The organism is Variovorax sp. Varisp53 (genome assembly GCF_059491555.1).
Genome location: NZ_CP168512.1, coordinates 2,916,018 through 2,933,753 on the forward strand (window position 1 = coordinate 2,916,018; position 17,736 = coordinate 2,933,753).

18 protein-coding genes are annotated in these 17,736 nt (G+C 64.7%); 13 read left to right on the forward strand and 5 right to left on the reverse strand.

The features are described 5' to 3' along the window. Positions 1–7: 7 nt before the first annotated feature. From infB to ACEOAB_RS13710, 5 genes are all read left to right on the forward strand, one after another. Positions 8–2,995 (forward strand): translation initiation factor IF-2, encoded by a 2,988-nt coding sequence (gene infB, locus ACEOAB_RS13690; protein WP_495653780.1) that lies wholly within the window; start codon positions 8–10, stop codon positions 2,993–2,995. 117 nt (positions 2,996–3,112) lie between these two features. Continuing rightward, a complete protein-coding gene (rbfA, locus tag ACEOAB_RS13695; protein WP_413748846.1) occupies positions 3,113–3,484 on the forward strand; it encodes a 30S ribosome-binding factor RbfA in 372 nt (123 codons plus the stop codon). Positions 3,485–3,486: 2 nt separating this feature from the next. Beyond that, entirely contained in the window at positions 3,487–4,443 is a 957-nt protein-coding gene (truB, locus tag ACEOAB_RS13700) for a tRNA pseudouridine(55) synthase TruB (RefSeq protein WP_413748845.1), read from the forward strand. Further along, entirely contained in the window at positions 4,440–6,278 is a 1,839-nt protein-coding gene (typA, locus tag ACEOAB_RS13705) for a translational GTPase TypA (RefSeq protein WP_413748844.1), read from the forward strand. The genes truB and typA overlap by 4 nt, the downstream gene beginning before the upstream one ends. Positions 6,279–6,303: 25 nt before the next feature. Then, positions 6,304–7,221 (forward strand): DMT family transporter, encoded by a 918-nt coding sequence (locus ACEOAB_RS13710; protein WP_413748843.1) that lies wholly within the window; start codon positions 6,304–6,306, stop codon positions 7,219–7,221. Between the two features lie 102 nt (positions 7,222–7,323). On the opposite strand, the gene ACEOAB_RS13715 is transcribed toward ACEOAB_RS13710, so the two are convergent. Both ACEOAB_RS13715 and smpB read right to left on the reverse strand, forming a co-directional pair. Then, complete coding sequence (locus tag ACEOAB_RS13715; protein ID WP_056596670.1) at positions 7,324–7,719, reverse strand: COG4315 family predicted lipoprotein; 396 nt, start codon at positions 7,717–7,719, stop codon at positions 7,324–7,326. Positions 7,720–7,898: 179 nt separating this feature from the next. Continuing rightward, on the reverse strand, positions 7,899–8,375 hold the full coding sequence (smpB, locus tag ACEOAB_RS13720) for an SsrA-binding protein SmpB (RefSeq protein ID WP_007832247.1): 477 nt from the start codon (positions 8,373–8,375) through the stop codon (positions 7,899–7,901). A 63-nt stretch (positions 8,376–8,438) separates the two neighbouring features. Here smpB and ACEOAB_RS13725 point away from each other — a divergent pair, with 63 nt between their 5' ends. Together ACEOAB_RS13725 and ACEOAB_RS13730 are read left to right on the forward strand one after the other, a co-directional pair. Next, complete coding sequence (locus ACEOAB_RS13725) at positions 8,439–8,885, forward strand: type II toxin-antitoxin system RatA family toxin (RefSeq protein WP_007832245.1); 447 nt, start codon at positions 8,439–8,441, stop codon at positions 8,883–8,885. Continuing rightward, the gene (locus ACEOAB_RS13730; RefSeq protein WP_413748842.1) at positions 8,885–9,223 is read left to right on the forward strand and encodes an RnfH family protein; all 339 of its coding nucleotides are present in this window, start codon (positions 8,885–8,887) and stop codon (positions 9,221–9,223) included. The genes ACEOAB_RS13725 and ACEOAB_RS13730 overlap by 1 nt, the downstream gene beginning before the upstream one ends. A gap of 7 nt (positions 9,224–9,230) precedes the next feature. Here ACEOAB_RS13730 and ACEOAB_RS13735 read toward each other — a convergent pair whose 3' ends face one another. After that, a complete protein-coding gene (locus ACEOAB_RS13735; RefSeq protein ID WP_413748841.1) occupies positions 9,231–9,755 on the reverse strand; it encodes a DUF4124 domain-containing protein in 525 nt (174 codons plus the stop codon). Positions 9,756–9,883: 128 nt separating this feature from the next. Between ACEOAB_RS13735 and guaB the strand changes: the two genes are divergently transcribed. From guaB to guaA, 4 genes are all read left to right on the forward strand, one after another. After that, a complete protein-coding gene (gene guaB, locus ACEOAB_RS13740; RefSeq protein ID WP_007832241.1) occupies positions 9,884–11,353 on the forward strand; it encodes an IMP dehydrogenase in 1,470 nt (489 codons plus the stop codon). A gap of 166 nt (positions 11,354–11,519) precedes the next feature. Further along, positions 11,520–11,768 (forward strand): type II toxin-antitoxin system Phd/YefM family antitoxin, encoded by a 249-nt coding sequence (locus ACEOAB_RS13745; protein WP_056596682.1) that lies wholly within the window; start codon positions 11,520–11,522, stop codon positions 11,766–11,768. 11 nt (positions 11,769–11,779) lie between these two features. After that, positions 11,780–12,199, forward strand: a complete 420-nt coding sequence (locus tag ACEOAB_RS13750; RefSeq protein ID WP_056596685.1) for a type II toxin-antitoxin system VapC family toxin — start codon at positions 11,780–11,782, stop codon at positions 12,197–12,199. A gap of 12 nt (positions 12,200–12,211) precedes the next feature. Next, complete coding sequence (gene guaA, locus ACEOAB_RS13755; protein ID WP_056596688.1) at positions 12,212–13,828, forward strand: glutamine-hydrolyzing GMP synthase; 1,617 nt, start codon at positions 12,212–12,214, stop codon at positions 13,826–13,828. A gap of 104 nt (positions 13,829–13,932) precedes the next feature. On the opposite strand, the gene ACEOAB_RS13760 is transcribed toward guaA, so the two are convergent. Both ACEOAB_RS13760 and ACEOAB_RS13765 read right to left on the reverse strand, forming a co-directional pair. Beyond that, entirely contained in the window at positions 13,933–15,297 is a 1,365-nt protein-coding gene (locus ACEOAB_RS13760) for a heavy metal sensor histidine kinase (protein ID WP_056596690.1), read from the reverse strand. A 29-nt stretch (positions 15,298–15,326) separates the two neighbouring features. Next, complete coding sequence (locus ACEOAB_RS13765; protein WP_413748840.1) at positions 15,327–16,022, reverse strand: heavy metal response regulator transcription factor; 696 nt, start codon at positions 16,020–16,022, stop codon at positions 15,327–15,329. 225 nt (positions 16,023–16,247) lie between these two features. Between ACEOAB_RS13765 and ACEOAB_RS13770 the strand changes: the two genes are divergently transcribed. Beyond that, positions 16,248–16,871, forward strand: a complete 624-nt coding sequence (locus ACEOAB_RS13770) for a hypothetical protein (protein WP_413748839.1) — start codon at positions 16,248–16,250, stop codon at positions 16,869–16,871. A gap of 60 nt (positions 16,872–16,931) precedes the next feature. Further along, positions 16,932–17,522, forward strand: a complete 591-nt coding sequence (locus tag ACEOAB_RS13775; RefSeq protein WP_413748838.1) for a DUF308 domain-containing protein — start codon at positions 16,932–16,934, stop codon at positions 17,520–17,522. Positions 17,523–17,736 lie beyond the last annotated feature (214 nt).

The window sequence follows — 17,736 nt, forward strand, 5'->3', positions numbered from 1 at the left end:
AACCAATATGTCCAGTACCACTGTCGCCGAGTTCGCGAACGAGCTCAAGAAGACTCCCGAAACCTTGCTTGACCAGCTCAAGAGCGCAGGCGTGCCCAAAGCGGCCGCCACCGATGCACTCACCGAGGCTGACAAGCAGCGCCTGCTCGGCCATCTGAAGGCCAGCCACGGCACCGTCGAGCCCGAGCGCAAGAAGATCACGCTGACCAAGAAGTCGACCAGCGAGATTAAGCAGGCCGACGCCACCGGCCGCGCCCGCACCATCCAGGTGGAGGTGCGCAAGAAGCGCACCTTCATCCAGCGCGAGGATGGTCATCCGGCCACCCCCGAACACGCGCAGCAAGCTGCCGAAGCCCCGGCAGCCCCGCCGGCCGCACCCCGCGTCGATGAAGCCGAACTGGCCCGCCGCGAGGAAGAAGCGCGCCGCCAGGCCGAGCTGATCCGCCGCCAGGAAGAAGAGCTGGCCGAAAAGCGCCGCCTGCGTGAAGAAACCGAAGCGCGTGAACGCGAACAGGCTGAAAAAGCCGAACGCGCCGAACAAGCCGAGCAGGAAGCCGCACGCATCGCCGCCGAAAAGAAGGCTGCCGCCATCGCGGAAGCTGCAGCAGTGAACGCCGCCGCCAGGTCGGCCGCCGCGCCGGCCGTGGCGCCAGCGCCCGCAGCGACAGCGGCTGATGTTGCTGCCGCCGCCGCGGCGCAGCAGGCTGCCGACACCAAGCTCGCCGCGCAGACCGCTGCGATGCAGGCCAAGGAAGACGCGAAGGCCAAGGCTGCGGCCGAATCGAAGGCCCGTGCCGACGAGGAAGCTGCGCGCGCCAAGGACCTCGACGAGCGGCGCCGCAAGGCCCTCGCCGAAGCTGAAGCCATCCGCGCCATGATGAACGCACCGGCCCGCGTGCTGGTGCCGCACAAGGCGCCCGAGAAGCCGCAGCCCGAGAAGGCCGCGGTCAAGGGCACGCTGCACAAGCCGGCTGCGCCTGCAGCGCGCCCCGGCGCGCCTGCCGCGCCCGGCGCCGCAGCAGCACCCGGTGCCGCCGGTGCCGGCAAGGAAGTCAAGTCCGCGAAGCTCTCGTCGAGCTGGGCTGGCGATCCCGCCAAGAAGAAGGAAATCAAGACCCGCGGCGATGCCAGCGGCGGTGTCGGTCGCGGCAATTGGCGCGGAGGCCCGCGTGGGCGTCGCGGCAACGACCGTGGCGGTCATGACGAGCAGCACGTACCGGCCGCACCGGTCGAGGCACGCGTGCTCGAAGTGCACGTGCCCGAAACCATCACCGTGGCCGAGCTCGCGCACAAGATGGCCGTCAAGGCGCAGGAAGTCATCAAGCAGCTGATGAAGCTCGGCATGATGGCGACCATCAACCAGTCGCTCGACCAGGACACCGCGATGATCATCGTGGAGGACATGGGTCACAACGCCGTGGTTGCCGCGCTGGACGATCCGGAAGCCTTCACCGACGAGGACGTGTCGGCGCAAACCGCCGAAGCCCTGCCGCGCGCACCGGTCGTGACCGTCATGGGCCACGTCGACCACGGCAAGACCTCGCTGCTCGACTACATCCGCCGCGCCAAGGTTGCAGCGGGCGAAGCCGGCGGCATCACGCAGCACATCGGCGCGTACCACGTGCAAACCGAACGCGGCATGGTGTCCTTCCTCGACACCCCAGGTCACGAGGCCTTCACGGCCATGCGTGCCCGCGGTGCGCAGGCCACCGACATCGTGATCCTGGTGGTGGCGGCCGACGACGGCGTCATGCCCCAGACCAAGGAAGCCATCAAGCACGCAAAGGCGGCAGGTGTGCCGATCGTGGTTGCGATCAACAAGATCGACAAGCCCGATGCCAGCCCGGACCGCGTGAAGCAGGAACTGGTGGCCGAAGAAGTCGTGCCCGAAGAGTACGGCGGCGACGTGCCGTTCGTGCCGGTGTCCGCCAAGACGGGCCAGGGCATCGACGACCTGCTCGAGCAGGTGCTGCTGCAGGCCGAAGTGCTGGAACTCAAGGCGCCGGTGGATGCCGCCGCCAAGGGCCTGGTCATCGAGGCCCAGCTCGACAAGGGCCGCGGCCCGGTCGCCACCGTGCTGGTTCAGTCCGGCACGCTCAAGACCGGCGACGTGGTGCTGGCTGGCTCGACCTATGGCCGCGTGCGCGCCATGCTGGACGAAGACGGCAAGTCGACCAAGGCCGCGGGCCCGTCGATCCCGGTCGAAATCCAGGGCCTGACCGAAGTGCCACAGGCTGGCGACGAGTTCATGGTGATGAGCGACGAGCGCCGTGCGCGCGAAATCGCCACCTACCGTGCCGGCAAGTTCCGCAACACCAAGCTGGCGAAGGCGCAAGCCGCGAACCTGCAGAACATGTTCACCGACCTGTCGGCCGGCGAAGTGCAGACGCTGCGCATCATCATCAAGGCCGACGTGCAGGGCTCGCAGGAAGCGCTGGCGCAATCGCTGCTCAAGCTGGCGACGGACGAGGTCAAGGTGCAGGTGGTGTACGCGGGCGTGGGTGGTATCAGCGAAAGCGACATCAACCTCGCCATCGCCTCCAAGGCGATCGTGATCGGCTTCAACGTGCGTGCCGATGCCGGTGCGCGCAAGCTGGCCGAAGGCAACGGCGTGCAGCTGAACTACTACAGCATCATTTACGACGCCGTGGACGAGATCAAGGTCGCGATGTCGGGCATGCTGGCGCCGGAGCGCCGCGAGGAAATCATCGGCTCGGCTGAGATCCGCACGGTGTTCGTGGCCTCGAAGATCGGTACGGTCGCGGGTTCGTACATCACCTCGGGCTCGGTCAACCGCAGTGCGCATTTCCGCCTGCTGCGCGACAACGTGGTGATCTACACCGGCGAAGTCGACTCGATCAAGCGCATGAAGGACGACGTCCGCGAAGTCCGCGAAGGTTTTGAGTGCGGTATCAAGCTCAAGAACTACAACGACATCAAAGAGGGCGATCAGCTCGAATTCTTCGAAATCAAGGAGATCGCGCGTACGTTGTAACGCGCGCCACGATATCGAACTCATTGCCGCGTTGCAGCCGTCTTGCCGTACTGAAGTACTGTCTGCGACGGCGCGCCTTGCACTGAGTTCGATCTCGCGACGCTAGTGATTGATCAAATGCCCAAAAGAAAAGCAGCCACTCCCAACCGCGCCTTCAAGGTCGCCGACCAGATCCAGCGCGATCTGACGGAGCTGATCGCGCGCGAGTTGAAGGACCCGCGCGTGGGCATGGTCACGATCCAGGCGGTCGAGGTCACGCCGGACTATGCGCATGCGAAGGTCTTCTTCAGCCTGCTCACGGGCGACGTGGACGAGACCACCGAAGCGCTGAACCAGGCCGCGGGATTCCTGCGCAACGGCCTGTTCAAGCGCCTGCATATCCACACCGTGCCCACGCTGCACTTCCTGTTCGACCGCACCACCGAGCGTGCGGCCGACATGAACGCGCTCATCGCGCAGGCCGTCGCTTCGCGTTCGAAAGACGACTAGCCATGAACGCGCCACGCACACGGGTGCAGCGGCGCCCTGTGCATGGGGTGTTGTTGCTCGACAAGCCGCTGGGACTCTCCAGCAACCAGGCCTTGCAGAAGGCCAAGTGGTTGCTGCGTGCCGAAAAGGCGGGCCATACCGGCACGCTCGATCCGCTTGCCACGGGAGTCCTGCCGCTGTGCTTTGGCGCGGCCACCAAATTCAGCCAACTTCACCTTGATGCCGACAAGACCTACGAGGCCACGGCCCGTCTTGGCGTCAAGACCGCGACCGGCGATGCCGAAGGCGACGTGATCGCCGAGCGGCCCGTGCATGTCACGTCGGAAGACCTGGTGCGCGTGGAAGCGCAGTTCACAGGCCCGATCCGCCAGGTGCCCCCGATGCACAGCGCGCTCAAGAAAGACGGCAAGGCGCTGTACGAGTACGCCCGCGAAGGCATCGAAGTCGAGCGCGCGCCGCGCGACGTGGTGATCCACAAGCTCGAACTCGCCGCCATCGATGACAACACGATCCGCATCCTTGCTGCCGTCAGCAAGGGCACCTACATCCGCACCCTCGGCGAAGACATCGGCGAGGCGCTGGGTTGCGGCGCACATCTGACCTCGCTGCGCCGCACCGCCACGGGCGGCTTCGTCGAAGCCCAGTGCATCACGCTCGAGGCGCTCGAAGCCTTGGACGAGGAGGGGCGACTGGCACAACTCCTGCCTGCCGAAACCTTGGTGGACGGCCACAGCCGCGTCACGCTCGGCGCGGAAGATTCGGCACGTTTTCTCTCGGGCCTGCGCCGCCGTGGCAGTTGGGCCGATGCGAGCGAGGTGGCCGTGTTCGGCACCGATCCACCTGCCTTCCTCGGCACGGCCCACGTCACGGCCGGCGAACTGATACCGGGGCGCTTGCTGAACCCCATCGAAATCCAGCAAATTCTTTTGAACGCACAACAGACCGAAGCGACACCATGAGTACCAAGCAAATCCGCAATATCGCCATCATTGCCCACGTTGACCATGGCAAGACCACGATGGTTGACCAGTTGCTGCGCCAGTCGGGCACCTTCGCCGAGCACGAAAAAGTGGTCGACACGGTGATGGACAACAACGCCATCGAAAAGGAACGTGGCATCACGATCCTGGCCAAGAACTGCGCCGTGACCTGGGAAGGCACGCACATTAACATCGTCGACACCCCGGGCCACGCGGACTTCGGCGGTGAAGTGGAACGCGCGCTGTCGATGGTCGACGGCGTGGTGCTGCTGATCGACGCGCAGGAAGGTCCGATGCCGCAGACGCGCTTCGTGACCAAGAAGGCGCTGGCCCTGGGCCTGAAGCCCATCCTCGTGGTGAACAAGGTCGACAAGCCCGGCGCGAACCCTGACAAGGTGGTCAATGCCGCCTTCGACCTGTTCGACAAGCTCGGCGCAACCGACGAGCAGCTGGATTTCCCCGTGGTGTACGCCTCGGGCATCAACGGCTGGTCGTCGCTGGAAGAAGGCGCACAGGGCGAGCAGTGGGGCCCCGACATGTCGGCCCTGTTCAACACCATTCTGAAGCACGTGCCGTCGCAAAAGGGCGACCCCGCTGCGCCACTGCAACTGCAGATTTCCGCGCTCGACTTCTCGACCTTCGTCGGCCGCATCGGCGTGGGCCGCATCAGCCAGGGCACGCTGAAGCCGATGACCGACGTGATCGTGATGGAAGGTCCGGACGGCAAGGCCGTGAAGGGCCGCGTCAACCAGGTGCTGACCTTCCAGGGCCTGGACCGCGTGCAGGCGACCGAAGCCGGCCCCGGCGAGATCGTGCTGATCAACGGCATCGCCGACATCGGCATCGGCGTTACCGTGACCGACGCTGCCAACCCGGCGCCGCTGCCGATGCTCAAGGTCGACGAACCGACCCTGACCATGAATTTCTGCGTCAACACCAGCCCGCTGGCTGGCCGCGAAGGCAAGTACGTCACCAGCCGCCAGATCTGGGACCGCCTGCAGAAGGAACTGCAGCACAACGTGGCGCTGCGCGTGAACGAGACCGACGAAGAGGGTGTCTTCGAAGTCATGGGCCGCGGTGAACTGCACCTGACCATCCTGCTGGAAAACATGCGTCGCGAAGGCTATGAAATGGCCGTGTCGAAGCCGCGCGTGGTGTTCCGCAACGTCAATGGCGAAAAGCACGAACCCATCGAGCTGGTCACGGCCGACATCGAAGAACAGCACCAGGGCGGCGTGATGCAGGCACTGGGCGAGCGCAAGGGCGAACTCGTCAACATGGAACCGGACGGCCGCGGCCGCGTGCGCCTCGAGTACCGCATTCCGGCGCGTGGCCTGATCGGCTTCACGAACGAGTTCCTGAACCTGACGCGCGGTTCGGGCCTCATCAGCAATATCTTCGACAGCTACGAGCCGCACAAGGGCGAGATCGGCAGCCGCAAGAACGGCGTGCTGATCTCCATGGACGACGGTGAAATCTTCACCTACGCGCTGGGCAAGCTCGACGATCGCGGCCGCATGTTCGTGAAGGCGAACGACCCGGTGTACGAAGGCATGATCGTCGGCATCCACAGCCGCGACAACGACCTGGTGGTGAACGCCACGCGCACCAAGCAGCTGACGAACTTCCGCGTCTCGGGCAAGGAAGACGCGATCAAGATCACGCCTCCGATCGAACTCACGCTCGAATACGGCGTGGAATTCATCGAGGACGACGAGCTGGTCGAAATCACGCCCAAGAGCGTGCGCCTGCGCAAGCGCTACCTGAAGGAACACGAGCGCAAGCGCGCAGGCCGCGACACGTCGCAGGGCTGATCGCTTTCGGATTGCAGCCCCCTTCATGCGCCTGACGCACGGCAGCGCAGTCTGGCTGATGGCCGTCGTGACCCTGATGTGGGGCACGGCGGGCGTCGTCACGCGGCACCTCGCGCAGGCGCACAGTTTCGAGATCACCTTCTGGCGCAGCTTCTTCACGATGCTGGCGCTGCTGGTGATCTTGCCGCTTTGGCGGGGGCGCGCGGTGTTCTCGCAGCTGCGTAATGCCGGGCGCGAACTCTGGATCTCCGGCGTGTGCTGGGCCGTGATGTTCACGGCCTTCATGGTCGCGCTCACGCTGGCTTCGACGGCCAGCGTGCTCGTCACGATGTCGCTCGGGCCGCTGTTCACTGCGCTGGCGGCGCGCTTTTTCATCGGGCATCGGCTGCCCGCGCGCACCTGGCTGGCCATCGTGGTCGCGGGGGCCGGCATCGGCTGGATGTACGGCACGCAATTGCTGCAGGGCGGCGGCGGTTCACTGGCCGGTACGCTCGTTGCGCTGTGCGTGCCGTTGGCCGGCGCGACCAACTGGACCGTGGTTCAACACGCGCAAGCCAAAGGTCACAGGATCGACCTGGTACCTGCCGTGCTGATTGGTGCGGTGCTCTCGGCGCTGTTCACGTTGCCCTTCGCCTGGCCCTTCAGGGCCAATGCGCATGATCTCGGGCTGCTGGCTTTCCTGGGCGTGTTCCAGCTCGCCATTCCCTGTGTGCTCTCGGTGCTGTGCGCCCAGGTGCTGAAGGCGCCTGAGGTCGCGTTGCTGGCCTTGCTGGAGGTGATCTTCGGCATCGCGCTGGCCTGGATCGGCGCGGGAGAGCGGCCTGCAGCGAGCGTGCTGACCGGCGGGGTGCTGGTCATCGGCGCGCTGGTGTTCAACGAACTGCTGGCATTGCGCGGGCGGCGCAGCACGATCTCCGACATCGCGGTGCCGGGCGCCCACTGAGGAACCGGTTCTGCCGTGTGCGGCGGCGCGGGCCTCCACACCGGGAAAACCAAGAAAAAACGCCGGCAGATGCCGGCGTTCTTGCGTCAGATCCGCAGGGGATCAGGGGCGGGCGACTTTCCAGGCGCCGTTCAGGACGCCGTCGCCGGTCTTGTCGCCGGGCTTGGCATCCTTCGACCAGTAGTACAGCGGCCAGCCCTTGTAGGCCCACTGGCGCTTGCCGTCTTCGCGAATGATGATGGTGTAGCCGCCGATGGGCTTGGCGGCGTCGGCCACGCCGAGCGCGGGCCAGTTGGTGGCGCACTGGGCGTTGCAGGCGGAGGTGCCGGAGCCCGCGGTGTCCTTGGCGAAGGTGTACAGCGTCATCCCGTTCGGTCCGACCAGCACGCCGTCAGCGGTGCGGGTGGGCGTGTCGGGCGCGCTGGCGGTCTTGTTGGACATGCCGCCGCAGCCGGCGAGCAGGGCCGCCGCGAGGATCGAGGCGCTGAGCAATTTCATGCAGTTTCTCCTTCAGTTGAAAAATCGCGACAACGAGCTTGGTGACAGGCCAGGCGAGATGATTGCGCGAGCCGGCAGTTTATGCGGTCGGCACGACAAATTGCGGTAGGCCGGGGTCGCGAGTTCGAGCAAAAGGGCGGTGCGGCCACCTGCCGGAGATGGCGCCTGCGGGAAAAGACTCAGCGGCTGCGGTTCTTCATCGCGCGCTCGACCTCGCGCTTGCCTTCGCGGTCCTTGATGGTGTCGCGCTTGTCGTGCTCGGCCTTGCCCTTGGCGAGCGCGATCTCGCACTTCACCTTGCCGGCTTTCCAGTGCAGGTTGAGCGGCACCAGTGTGTAGCCCTTTTGCTCGACCTTGCCTATCAGGCGACGGATTTCGTCCTTCTTCAGCAGCAGCTTCTTGGTGCGGACCGAATCGGGATTGACGTGGGTGGACGCGCTCTTGAGCGGGTTGATCTGGCAGCCGACGACGAACAGTTCGCCGTTGCGGATCACCACGTAGCCGTCGGTGAGCTGCACCTTGCCTTCGCGCAGCGATTTGACTTCCCAGCCTTCGAGGACCATGCCGGCCTCGAAGCGCTCTTCGAAGAAATAGTTGTACGCGGCCTTCTTGTTGTCGGCGATGCGGGAGGAGGTATCTTGTTTCTTTGTGGCCATGACTCGGGAATGTGGGGGCTGCATGGCTTCAATACAATCCGTCGCGCACGCTGTGCCGATTCTATGAAAACAGTCAACAAGTCCGTCCTCATCTGGTACAGCGCCGAAGAGATGTATGCGCTCGTCACCGATGTGGCGAGGTATCCGCAGTTTCTTCCGTGGTGCGACAAGGCCCGCATTCTCGAGCAGGACGAGGCCGGCATGACGGCCGAAGTCGGTCTGGCATTCGCCGGTTTGCACCAGAGCTTCACGACCCGCAACACGCACGTGCCGGGGCGCGAGGTGCAACTGAAGCTGGTCGACGGGCCGTTCTCCAACCTCGACGGCAAGTGGAAGTTCGTGCCTGTGGGCGAGCAAGGCGAGCGTGCCTGCCGCGTCGAGTTGCACATGAGCTACGGCTTCAGCAACTTCGCCCTGCAGGCACTGGTGGGGCCGGTGTTCGACACCATCGCCTCCAGCCTGGTCGAGGCCTTCGTCAAGCGCGCCGAGCAGGTCTACGGCTCGTCCTGATGATCATCGAGGTCACGCTGAGCTGCTCGCCGGCGGCGCGCGAGGTGTTCGAGCAGGTCCTGCGGCTCGCGCCCGGCACGACGCTGGCCGATGCGGTCCGGGCCAGCGATCTTTCCCTGCGCTTTCCGGATCTGGATTGGCGTCACGCCATGACACCGGGCGTCTGGGGCAGGGCGGTGGAGTGGGAGCAGGCCCTGAAGGACGGCGACCGCATCGAGCTGTGCCGTCCCCTCAAGGTGGACCCCAAGGTGGCGCGCCGGCAGCGGTTCCAGCGCCAGGGTGCTCGGGGCACAGGCCTGTTTGCCAATCGCCGCAAGGGCGGCAAGGCCGGCTATTGAGCGCCGGTTACTTGCAGTCGCTGTTGATGACCGTCTGAAGGCGTTTCTGCTCGGCGGCGCGCGCAGCGTCGTCCATGATCTCGCGCTCGCCCTGCGCGTTGACCTTGGCAATGCGGATGCCGCTGTCGACCGTGGCCTTGCCCTGGCGCGCGAGCGCGCAGTTGTCGGCCTTGGCCTTCGCAACCTTGGCTTCTTCCGCAGCCCGCTTGGCTTTTTCCTCGGCCTCGGCTTTCTTGGTCTTTTCCTCGAGTTCCTTGTCGACGCCGGTGGGCTTCGGCGTGCCCGCCGTCTTGGCAGGTGCACCAGCCTCCGCGGCCGCGCCTTCGGCGGGCGGTGCATCGACGTTGGGATTCGCGCGCGACACCGGCGGAGGACCCACGCGGCGCAGGATGTTCTTCTCCGGCACATCGGGCGGTGGCGCCTGATCGCTGAAGACCTTCTTGCCGTTCTTGTCGATCCATTGCCATTGCGCGCTCGCCGACAGCGGCAGCGCAACGACACATCCCAGTACCAGCCAGTGCACGAATTTCATCCCTGAAGTTTAGCCGGGCCTTACTTTTTGCAACATGCAGGGTGGGTGATTTTGCAACGCTTCGAAAAAGCCCGGCCCGGCAAACAGGTCGGGGGCCTCGTTACAATCCGTCTTTTGGAGCTTCACCCATGCGCCTTCTCGGCAAAGCGCTCACCTTCGACGACGTGTTGTTGGTGCCAGCGTTCTCCCAGGTCCTGCCCAAGGACACCTCTCTCGCCACCAAATTCTCCCGCAACATCACGCTGAACCTGCCGCTCGTCTCGGCGGCCATGGACACCGTGACTGAAGCCCGCCTCGCGATCGCCATCGCGCAGGAGGGCGGTATCGGGATCGTGCACAAGAACCTCACCGCGCAACAGCAGGCCGCCGAAGTGGCCCGCGTGAAGCGCTACGAGTCGGGCGTGCTGCGCGACCCGGTGGTGATCACGCCGACGCACTCGGTGCGCCAGGTGATGGCGCTGTCCGACCAGCTCGGCATCTCGGGCTTCCCGGTGGTCGACGCCGGCAAGGTGGTCGGCATCGTTACGGGACGCGACCTGCGCTTCGAGAACCGCTACGACGTGCCCGTCAGCGAAATCATGACGCAGCGCGACCGGCTCATCACCGTGCCCGACGGCACCACGCTGGCCGAGGCCAAGGCGCTGCTGAACAAGCACAAGCTCGAACGCCTGTTGGTCATCAACGGCGACTGGGAGCTCAAGGGCCTGATCACCGTCAAGGACATCACCAAGCAGACCAGCTTCCCCAACGCCGCACGCGACGCCAACGGCCGCCTGCGCGTGGGCGCGGCGGTCGGTGTGGGTGACGGCACCGAAGAGCGCGTGGAGGCGCTGGTGAAGGCCGGCGTTGACGCCATCGTGGTCGACACCGCGCATGGCCACAGCGCCGGCGTGATCGAGCGCGTGCGATGGGTCAAGAAGAACTATCCGCAGGTCGACGTCATCGGCGGCAACATCGCCACCGGCGATGCCGCGCGTGCGCTGGCCGACGCCGGCGCCGACGCGGTCAAGGTCGGCATCGGCCCTGGCTCCATCTGCACCACCCGCATCGTGGCGGGCGTGGGCGTGCCGCAGATCATGGCGGTCGACAGCGTCGCCACCGCGCTGCAAGGCACGGGCATTCCGCTGATCTCCGATGGCGGCGTGCGCTACTCGGGCGACATCGCCAAGGCCATCGCGGCCGGCGCCAGCACCGTGATGATGGGCAGCATGTTCGCCGGTACCGAAGAGGCGCCGGGTGAAATCGTGCTGTACCAGGGCCGCAGCTACAAGAGCTACCGCGGCATGGGCTCCATCGGCGCGATGCAGCAGGGCAGTGCCGACCGGTACTTCCAGGAATCGACCACCGGCAATCCGAACACCGACAAGCTCGTGCCCGAGGGCATCGAAGGCCGCGTGCCCTACAAGGGCTCGATCGTCTCCATCGTCTACCAGATGGCCGGCGGCGTGCGTGCCAGCATGGGCTACTGCGGCTGCGCCACCATCGCCGACATGCAGAACAAGGCCGAGTTCGTCGAGATCACCACGGCCGGCATCCGTGAGAGCCACGTCCACGACGTGCAGATCACGAAGGAAGCGCCGAACTACCGCGCTGAATAGTCTGGCCCCCACGCTCCCCCACTGCGTGTGGGTCGCTGCCCCCCGAGGGGGCCGCAGGCCGCCTTGGGGCGGCCCGGCGCCGGCCTGAAGCCCATTCTGGCCAGACCTTGAAAGTCGGGCCAGACTTAGTTTAGAATTTGGGCCAGATTCAGATTTTCTGGCCCAAATGCAATCCATCGGCATCGCTGAAGCCAAGAACAACTTCTCGGCCCTGATCGACTCGGTCGAAAGGGGCGAGGAGGTTCGCATCACCCGCCACGGCAAGGAAGTCGTGCGCATGCTGCCGGTGCGCCGCAAGCCGGTCATCACCGACGAGCAGATCGAGCGCGAACTCGGGCAGATCGACGCGCTGCACGCCGCCATCCAGCCGGGTCTGCCACTGCGCGTGCTGCTCGACGAAGGGCGCCAATCGTGACAGCCTTCGTCATGGACGCCTCGGTTACCTCCGCCTGGCTGCTGCCCGACATGGCCAGCGAACACACCCGCAAGCTCTACGCCGCCATCCGCCGCGACGAGGTCGAGCCGCAGGCGCCCAATGCCTGGCAATGGGAGTGCGCCAACATCCTCGCCAACGGCGTGCGCAGCGGCCGCATTCCGACGTCGGCAGTCGAAGGGCTGTGGAGTGTGCTCGACGCCATTCGCCACCGCGTCGAACTGCATGAGCTCGCTCCCGCGCAGCACAAGGCCGTGCTCGCCGTGGCCATCGACGTTGGCGTGTCGCTCTACGACGCCGGCTACCTCTGGCTCGCCAAGTCGCTCAATCTCCCGCTCGCCACCTTCGACGAGCACCTCATCCAGGCAGCGCCCAAGGCGGGCGTGAAGCTGTTCGACATTTCAACGCTCTGAGTCCCAACGCCCATGCAACACGACAAGATCCTCATCCTCGACTTCGGCTCGCAAGTCACGCAACTCATTGCACGCCGCGTGCGCGAAGCCCACGTGCTGAGCGAGGTGCACCCCTGCGACGTCACCGACGAATGGGTGCGCGAATACGCGGCCGACGGTCACCTCAAGGGCGTGATCCTGTCGGGCAGCCATGCCAGCGTGTACGAAGAAACCACCGACAAGTGCCCGCAAGCCGTGTTCGACCTCGGGGTGCCCGTGTTCGGCATCTGCTACGGCATGCAGACCATGGCGCATCAGCTCGGCGGCAAGGTCGAAGGCGGCCACAAGCGCGAGTTCGGCTTCGCGGCTGTGCGTGCCCATGGCCACACCGCGCTGCTGAAGGACATCTCGGACTTCACCACGCCCGAAGGCCACGGCATGCTCAACGTGTGGATGAGCCACGGCGACAAGGTCACCGAACTGCCTCCGGGCTTCAAGCTCATGGCCAGCACCGACAGCTGCCCCATCGCCGGCATGGCCGACGAGGCGCGCCGCTACTACGCGCTGCAGTTCCACCCCGAAGTGACGCACACGGTTCAGGGCAAGGCGATCATCGAGCGCTTCGTGCTCGGCATCTGCGAAGCGAAGCCCGACTGGGTCATGCGCGATCACATCGCTGAAGCGGTGCAGAAGATCCGCGAACAGGTGGGCGATGAAGAAGTCATCCTAGGCCTCTCAGGCGGCGTCGATTCGAGCGTGGCCGCCGCGCTGATCCACCGCGCCATCGGCGACCAGCTCACCTGCGTGTTCGTCGACCATGGCCTGCTGCGCTTGAACGAAGGCGACATGGTCATGGAGATGTTCGAAGGCAAGCTGCATGCGAAGGTGATTCGCGTGGATGCCAGCGACCTGTTCCTCGGCAAGCTCGCCGGCGTGAGCGACCCCGAAGCCAAGCGCAAGATCATCGGCGGCGAGTTCGTCACCGTGTTCAAGCAGGAAGCCGCCAAGCTCAAGGCCGGCGACGGCGGCCACAAGGGCGCGACCTTCCTGGCCCAAGGCACGATCTACCCCGACGTCATCGAGTCGGGCGGCGCCAAGAGCAAGAAGGCCGTCACCATCAAGAGCCACCACAACGTGGGCGGCCTGCCCGAGCAGTTGGGCCTGAAGCTGCTCGAGCCGCTGCGCGACCTGTTCAAGGACGAAGTGCGCGAACTCGGCGTGGCGCTCGGCCTGCCGCCCGAGATGGTGTATCGCCATCCGTTCCCCGGCCCCGGCCTGGGCGTGCGAATCCTCGGTGAAGTGAAGAAGGAATACGCCGACCTGCTGCGCCGCGCCGACGCGATCTTCATCGAGGAACTGCGCAACTTCACGGACGAAAGCGGCAAGACCTGGTACGACCTCACGAGCCAGGCCTTTACGGTGTTCCTGCCAGTGAAGAGCGTGGGCGTGATGGGCGATGGCCGCACCTACGACTACGTCGTCGCATTGCGCGCCGTGCAAACCAGCGACTTCATGACCGCCGACTGGGCGGAGCTGCCTTATGCGCTGCTCAAGAAGGTGTCGGGGCGGATCATCAACGAGGTGCGCGGGATCAACCGCGTGACGTACGACGTGTCGAGCAAGCCGCCGGCGACGATCGAGTGGGAGTGAGGAACGCAAGTTGAGCGGTATTCGAACGGTCATCCACTCGAGTGCGTGACCGTTTCGCCGGCCACCGCCACGCCCGGCAGCATCGCGACCGCCGGATCTCGCGTTCAGTTCGGAAAGCGAAGCTCGAAGCGAATTGTTCCGGTCGGGGAGCACGAGACACGCGCCTCCCCGCGATGGATTCCCATGATGGCCTTGACGATCGCCAATCCCAACCCGCTGGACTCGGCTGGACGGTCATGCGTCGCGTCGGCGCGATAGAAGCGGTCGAACAGTCGCTCGAGTTGCTCAGGTGGAATGGGGATGCCGTCGTTTTCGACAGCGATCGTCGAACCGGATTCGTGCTGCGTACCGATCAGGCGCACAGTCGTGTTGATGGTGCTGTAGCGAAGCGCGTTGACGACCAAATTGTGAATGGCTCTGCGCGCCAGCGGCGCGTTGGCCAGCACGGAGCCGCTCGCCTGTACCGAGAACTGCAAACCGGCTTCTTCTGCAGGCCCTTCGAAATAGTCGGCGATTCCCCGCAGTTCGTCAGCCATCGCAAGCGGCACGCGCTCGATGTCGAGCGCGGCATGATCGGCCCTGGCCAGGAACAGGATGTTGTCCACGATCAGGCTCAGGCGGTTCATCTCCTCGAGGTTCGAATCCAACACTTGCTGGTACTCGGTTGGGCTGCGCACGCGGTTGAGCGCGACTTGGGTCTGCCCGATCATCGCTCCCACCGGCGTGCGAATTTCATGCGCGAGGTCAGCCGAAAACTGGGACAACCGGTCGTAACCCTGGGAGATGCGGTCGAGCATCGCGTTGAACACGGCCACCATTTCCCTTAGTTCTCGCGGGGCGTCCTGTTCCGGAAAACGAATGGCGAGGTTGATCGGGTGTATTTGCGCTGCCTGTTCCGACACACGACGCAGAGGACGGAGTCCATGGCGCAGCGCCACGTAGACCAGCAGCACAGACGCGACTATCGACATCAGCGTGCTTCGGATGACCTGAAATCGACTCTCGCCGATCATCCGCATCTCGCTCTCGAGGGGATGCCCGGCCACCACCTCCACCAGTTCTCCGTCTTGTCCCGAGCGGGCGAGGCCCGCCACCCAATGCATCCGAGGATGGTCGGTCGTCCGCAGCACGTCCTGCGCCACCATCTGTCGGCCAACAGGCGCAAGCATCACGGCAGCGGGCACCTCCACGCGATCCGGATTCACCTCGACGAAAGGAGTCTCTCCAGCGCGGCGCAGTATGAGTACGTCGGTGGTCCCACCCCGGAGGGCTTCGAAGAGCAGAGATCGATCGCGCAGGTCTTGCATCGTGCGCGCGTCGCCAACGAGCCGGCGGAAATGCTCGGCACGTCCAATGAGCTGGTCGTCGGCATGCGCAGTGATGGCGGTTCGCGCGAAGAAAAAGAAGTAGCCACCGAGCATGCTCGTCATCGAGAGCGCGATCAAGCCGCACAGCAGCGTCACCCGCATTGCGAGCGATTGCGGAAACCAGTGCCCCTTCAATCCGCGCTCCCTTCCAAGTCGTTGAGCGCATCGCCGAAGGCGTAGCCGACGTTGCGCACCGTGTGTATCAGCGGCGTCGCGAATGGCCGGTCAATCTTGGCACGCAGCCGCTTGACCGCTACATCGACGACGTTGGTGTCGCTGTCGAAGTTCATGTTCCAGACTTCGGAAGCGATCAGCGTGCGCGAGAGCGCCTCGCCCTGGCGCTTCACCAGCAGGTGCAGCAGCAGGTACTCCTTGTTGGTCAATGCGATTTCCACGCCCTCGCGTGTGACCTTGCGTCGCAGAACGTCCAGCTTGAGGTCGGCGACCTGGTACATGTCGGCATCGCGAGCGACGCCGCGTCGCAGCAGTGTGCGGATGCGCAGCACGAGTTCGGTGAAGGAGAAGGGTTTGACGAGGTAGTCGTCGGCGCCGAGTTCAAGGCCGCGGATGCGATCGCTCAGCTGGTCTCGGGCGGTCAGGAACAGCACGCGCATGTCACCCTTCTCGCGAAGCGCCGGCATGATCTGCCAACCGTCGATGCCAGGCAGAGTCACATCGAGAACGACAAGGTCGTAGTCGTTGTTCAGCGCCGCGTGAAGGCCGTCGGGCCCGGTGCGTGACAGGTCCACGGTGTAGCGACTCTCCCGGAGCCCCTTCTTCAGGTACTCGCCGGTCTTGGGGTCGTCCTCGATGACCAGGATCTTCATGCGAGTGGATTCTCGCCCCGACGGAGGTACGGAAGGCATGACATTTTCGTCATCAACTTGTCACCCCCAACCGGCGACCGAATACCTAGAGTCTCTTCGACCGCATCGCCTGATTCGCACGAAGAAAAGGCTTTCCGTTTGTTCAGGGCCTCTGTGGCGCGGCCTCTTGCAGAGCTCATCCGTGTCCGCCATCGACCACGATCATTTCATCTCAAGGAGTTTCCTATGCATCAACGCCTCAACTCGCTTTTCGCAGCCGGCCTCGTCGCGCTGGCCGTCGTCATTCCTACCGTCTCGTTCGCGGCCGGCCCGGAAGCGACCGTGCGCGTTCGCGGCACGGTCGTCGCCCGCAACGGTGACCAGCTCGAAGTGAAGGCCCGCGAAGGCAATCTCGTCTCGATCAAACTCAAGCAAGGCTGGACTGCCAACGGCGTTGCCAGGGCAGCAATTTCCGACATCAAGCAAGGCGACTACGTTGGCATTGCGTCTTTGCCCAGGGCACGGGGTGGCGACGGTGCGCTGGAGGTCCTCATCTTTCCGGCGGCGATGAAGGGCATGGGCGAAGGCAGCTTCGGATGGGACCTCAAGCCGGAAAGCTCCATGACCAATGCCACGGTTTCCAACGCCGTGAAAGCGGTCGACGGTGGCGTCGTCACGGTGACGTATCACGGGCAGGAAAAGAAGATCTCGATCCCGACCGGTACGCCTGTCGTGACGTTGACTCAGGCGACCGCAGACGACGTCAAGGCTGGCGCAGTCGTGTTCGTCTCTGCAGAGAAGGGCGCTGACGGCAGCCTGTCCTCAGGACGTCTGGTGGTCGGCAAGGACGGCGTCGTTCCGCCGATGTAAGCGAAGTGGCCGGCACTGCGCCGGCCGTGCGACCTCAGAACAACACGAGAGCCAACTTCCATGTCTACAACATTTGATCTCCCCGATGCCAACCAGGAACAGTGGCTGAAGCGCTACTACTACTTACGCGCCTTGTTCTCGATAGTCTGGGTAACCGCTGCTTTCGCTGTCGGTACCAAAGTGCCCGCAATTGCGGCGCTGCTGCTGGTTGTCTATCCCGCATGGGATGCGACCGCCAACTGGATCGATGCGACCCGCAGCGGCGGTCTCGCGAAGAATCGCACGCAACGCATCAATGTCGGGGTGAGCGGCGTTGCGACGGCGGCGGTACTTGTCGCATTGAATTCCGGAATGGGTGCCGTGATCGCGGTCGTCGGCGCATGGGCCATCGCTTCCGGCCTGCTTCAACTGAGCACGGCGGTTCGGCGATGGAAAAGCCATGGTGCGCAGTGGACGATGATCCTGAGCGGGGCCCAATCCGCTCTGGCAGGTGGCTTCTTCATTGCCCAGTCACGAATGGAGACGCCTCCCTCCATCGCGAACGTGGCCGGCTATGCGGGGTTCGGCGCGCTTTACTTTCTGATCTCGGGCGTCTGGCTGACGGCACGTCACATGCGGAGCATTGGCCCGAGCATCCAGAACAGAAATTGATCATCTGCACAGACAGCGCAAGACCGGTTTGACAAGTTCGCATGCAAGCCGAAGGTGCGCCAGATGCGCGAGACGGCCAAAGGGAAGCCACGGTTCGATAACAGGTGGTCTTGATTCAAATCAAGAGAACCGGAAGATTCGAATTTTGCGGCCTGGCGATCGTTCGCAAGGCTTCACGCGGGGGCGCTCCTGCCAGCGACACCACCTTGAAGCC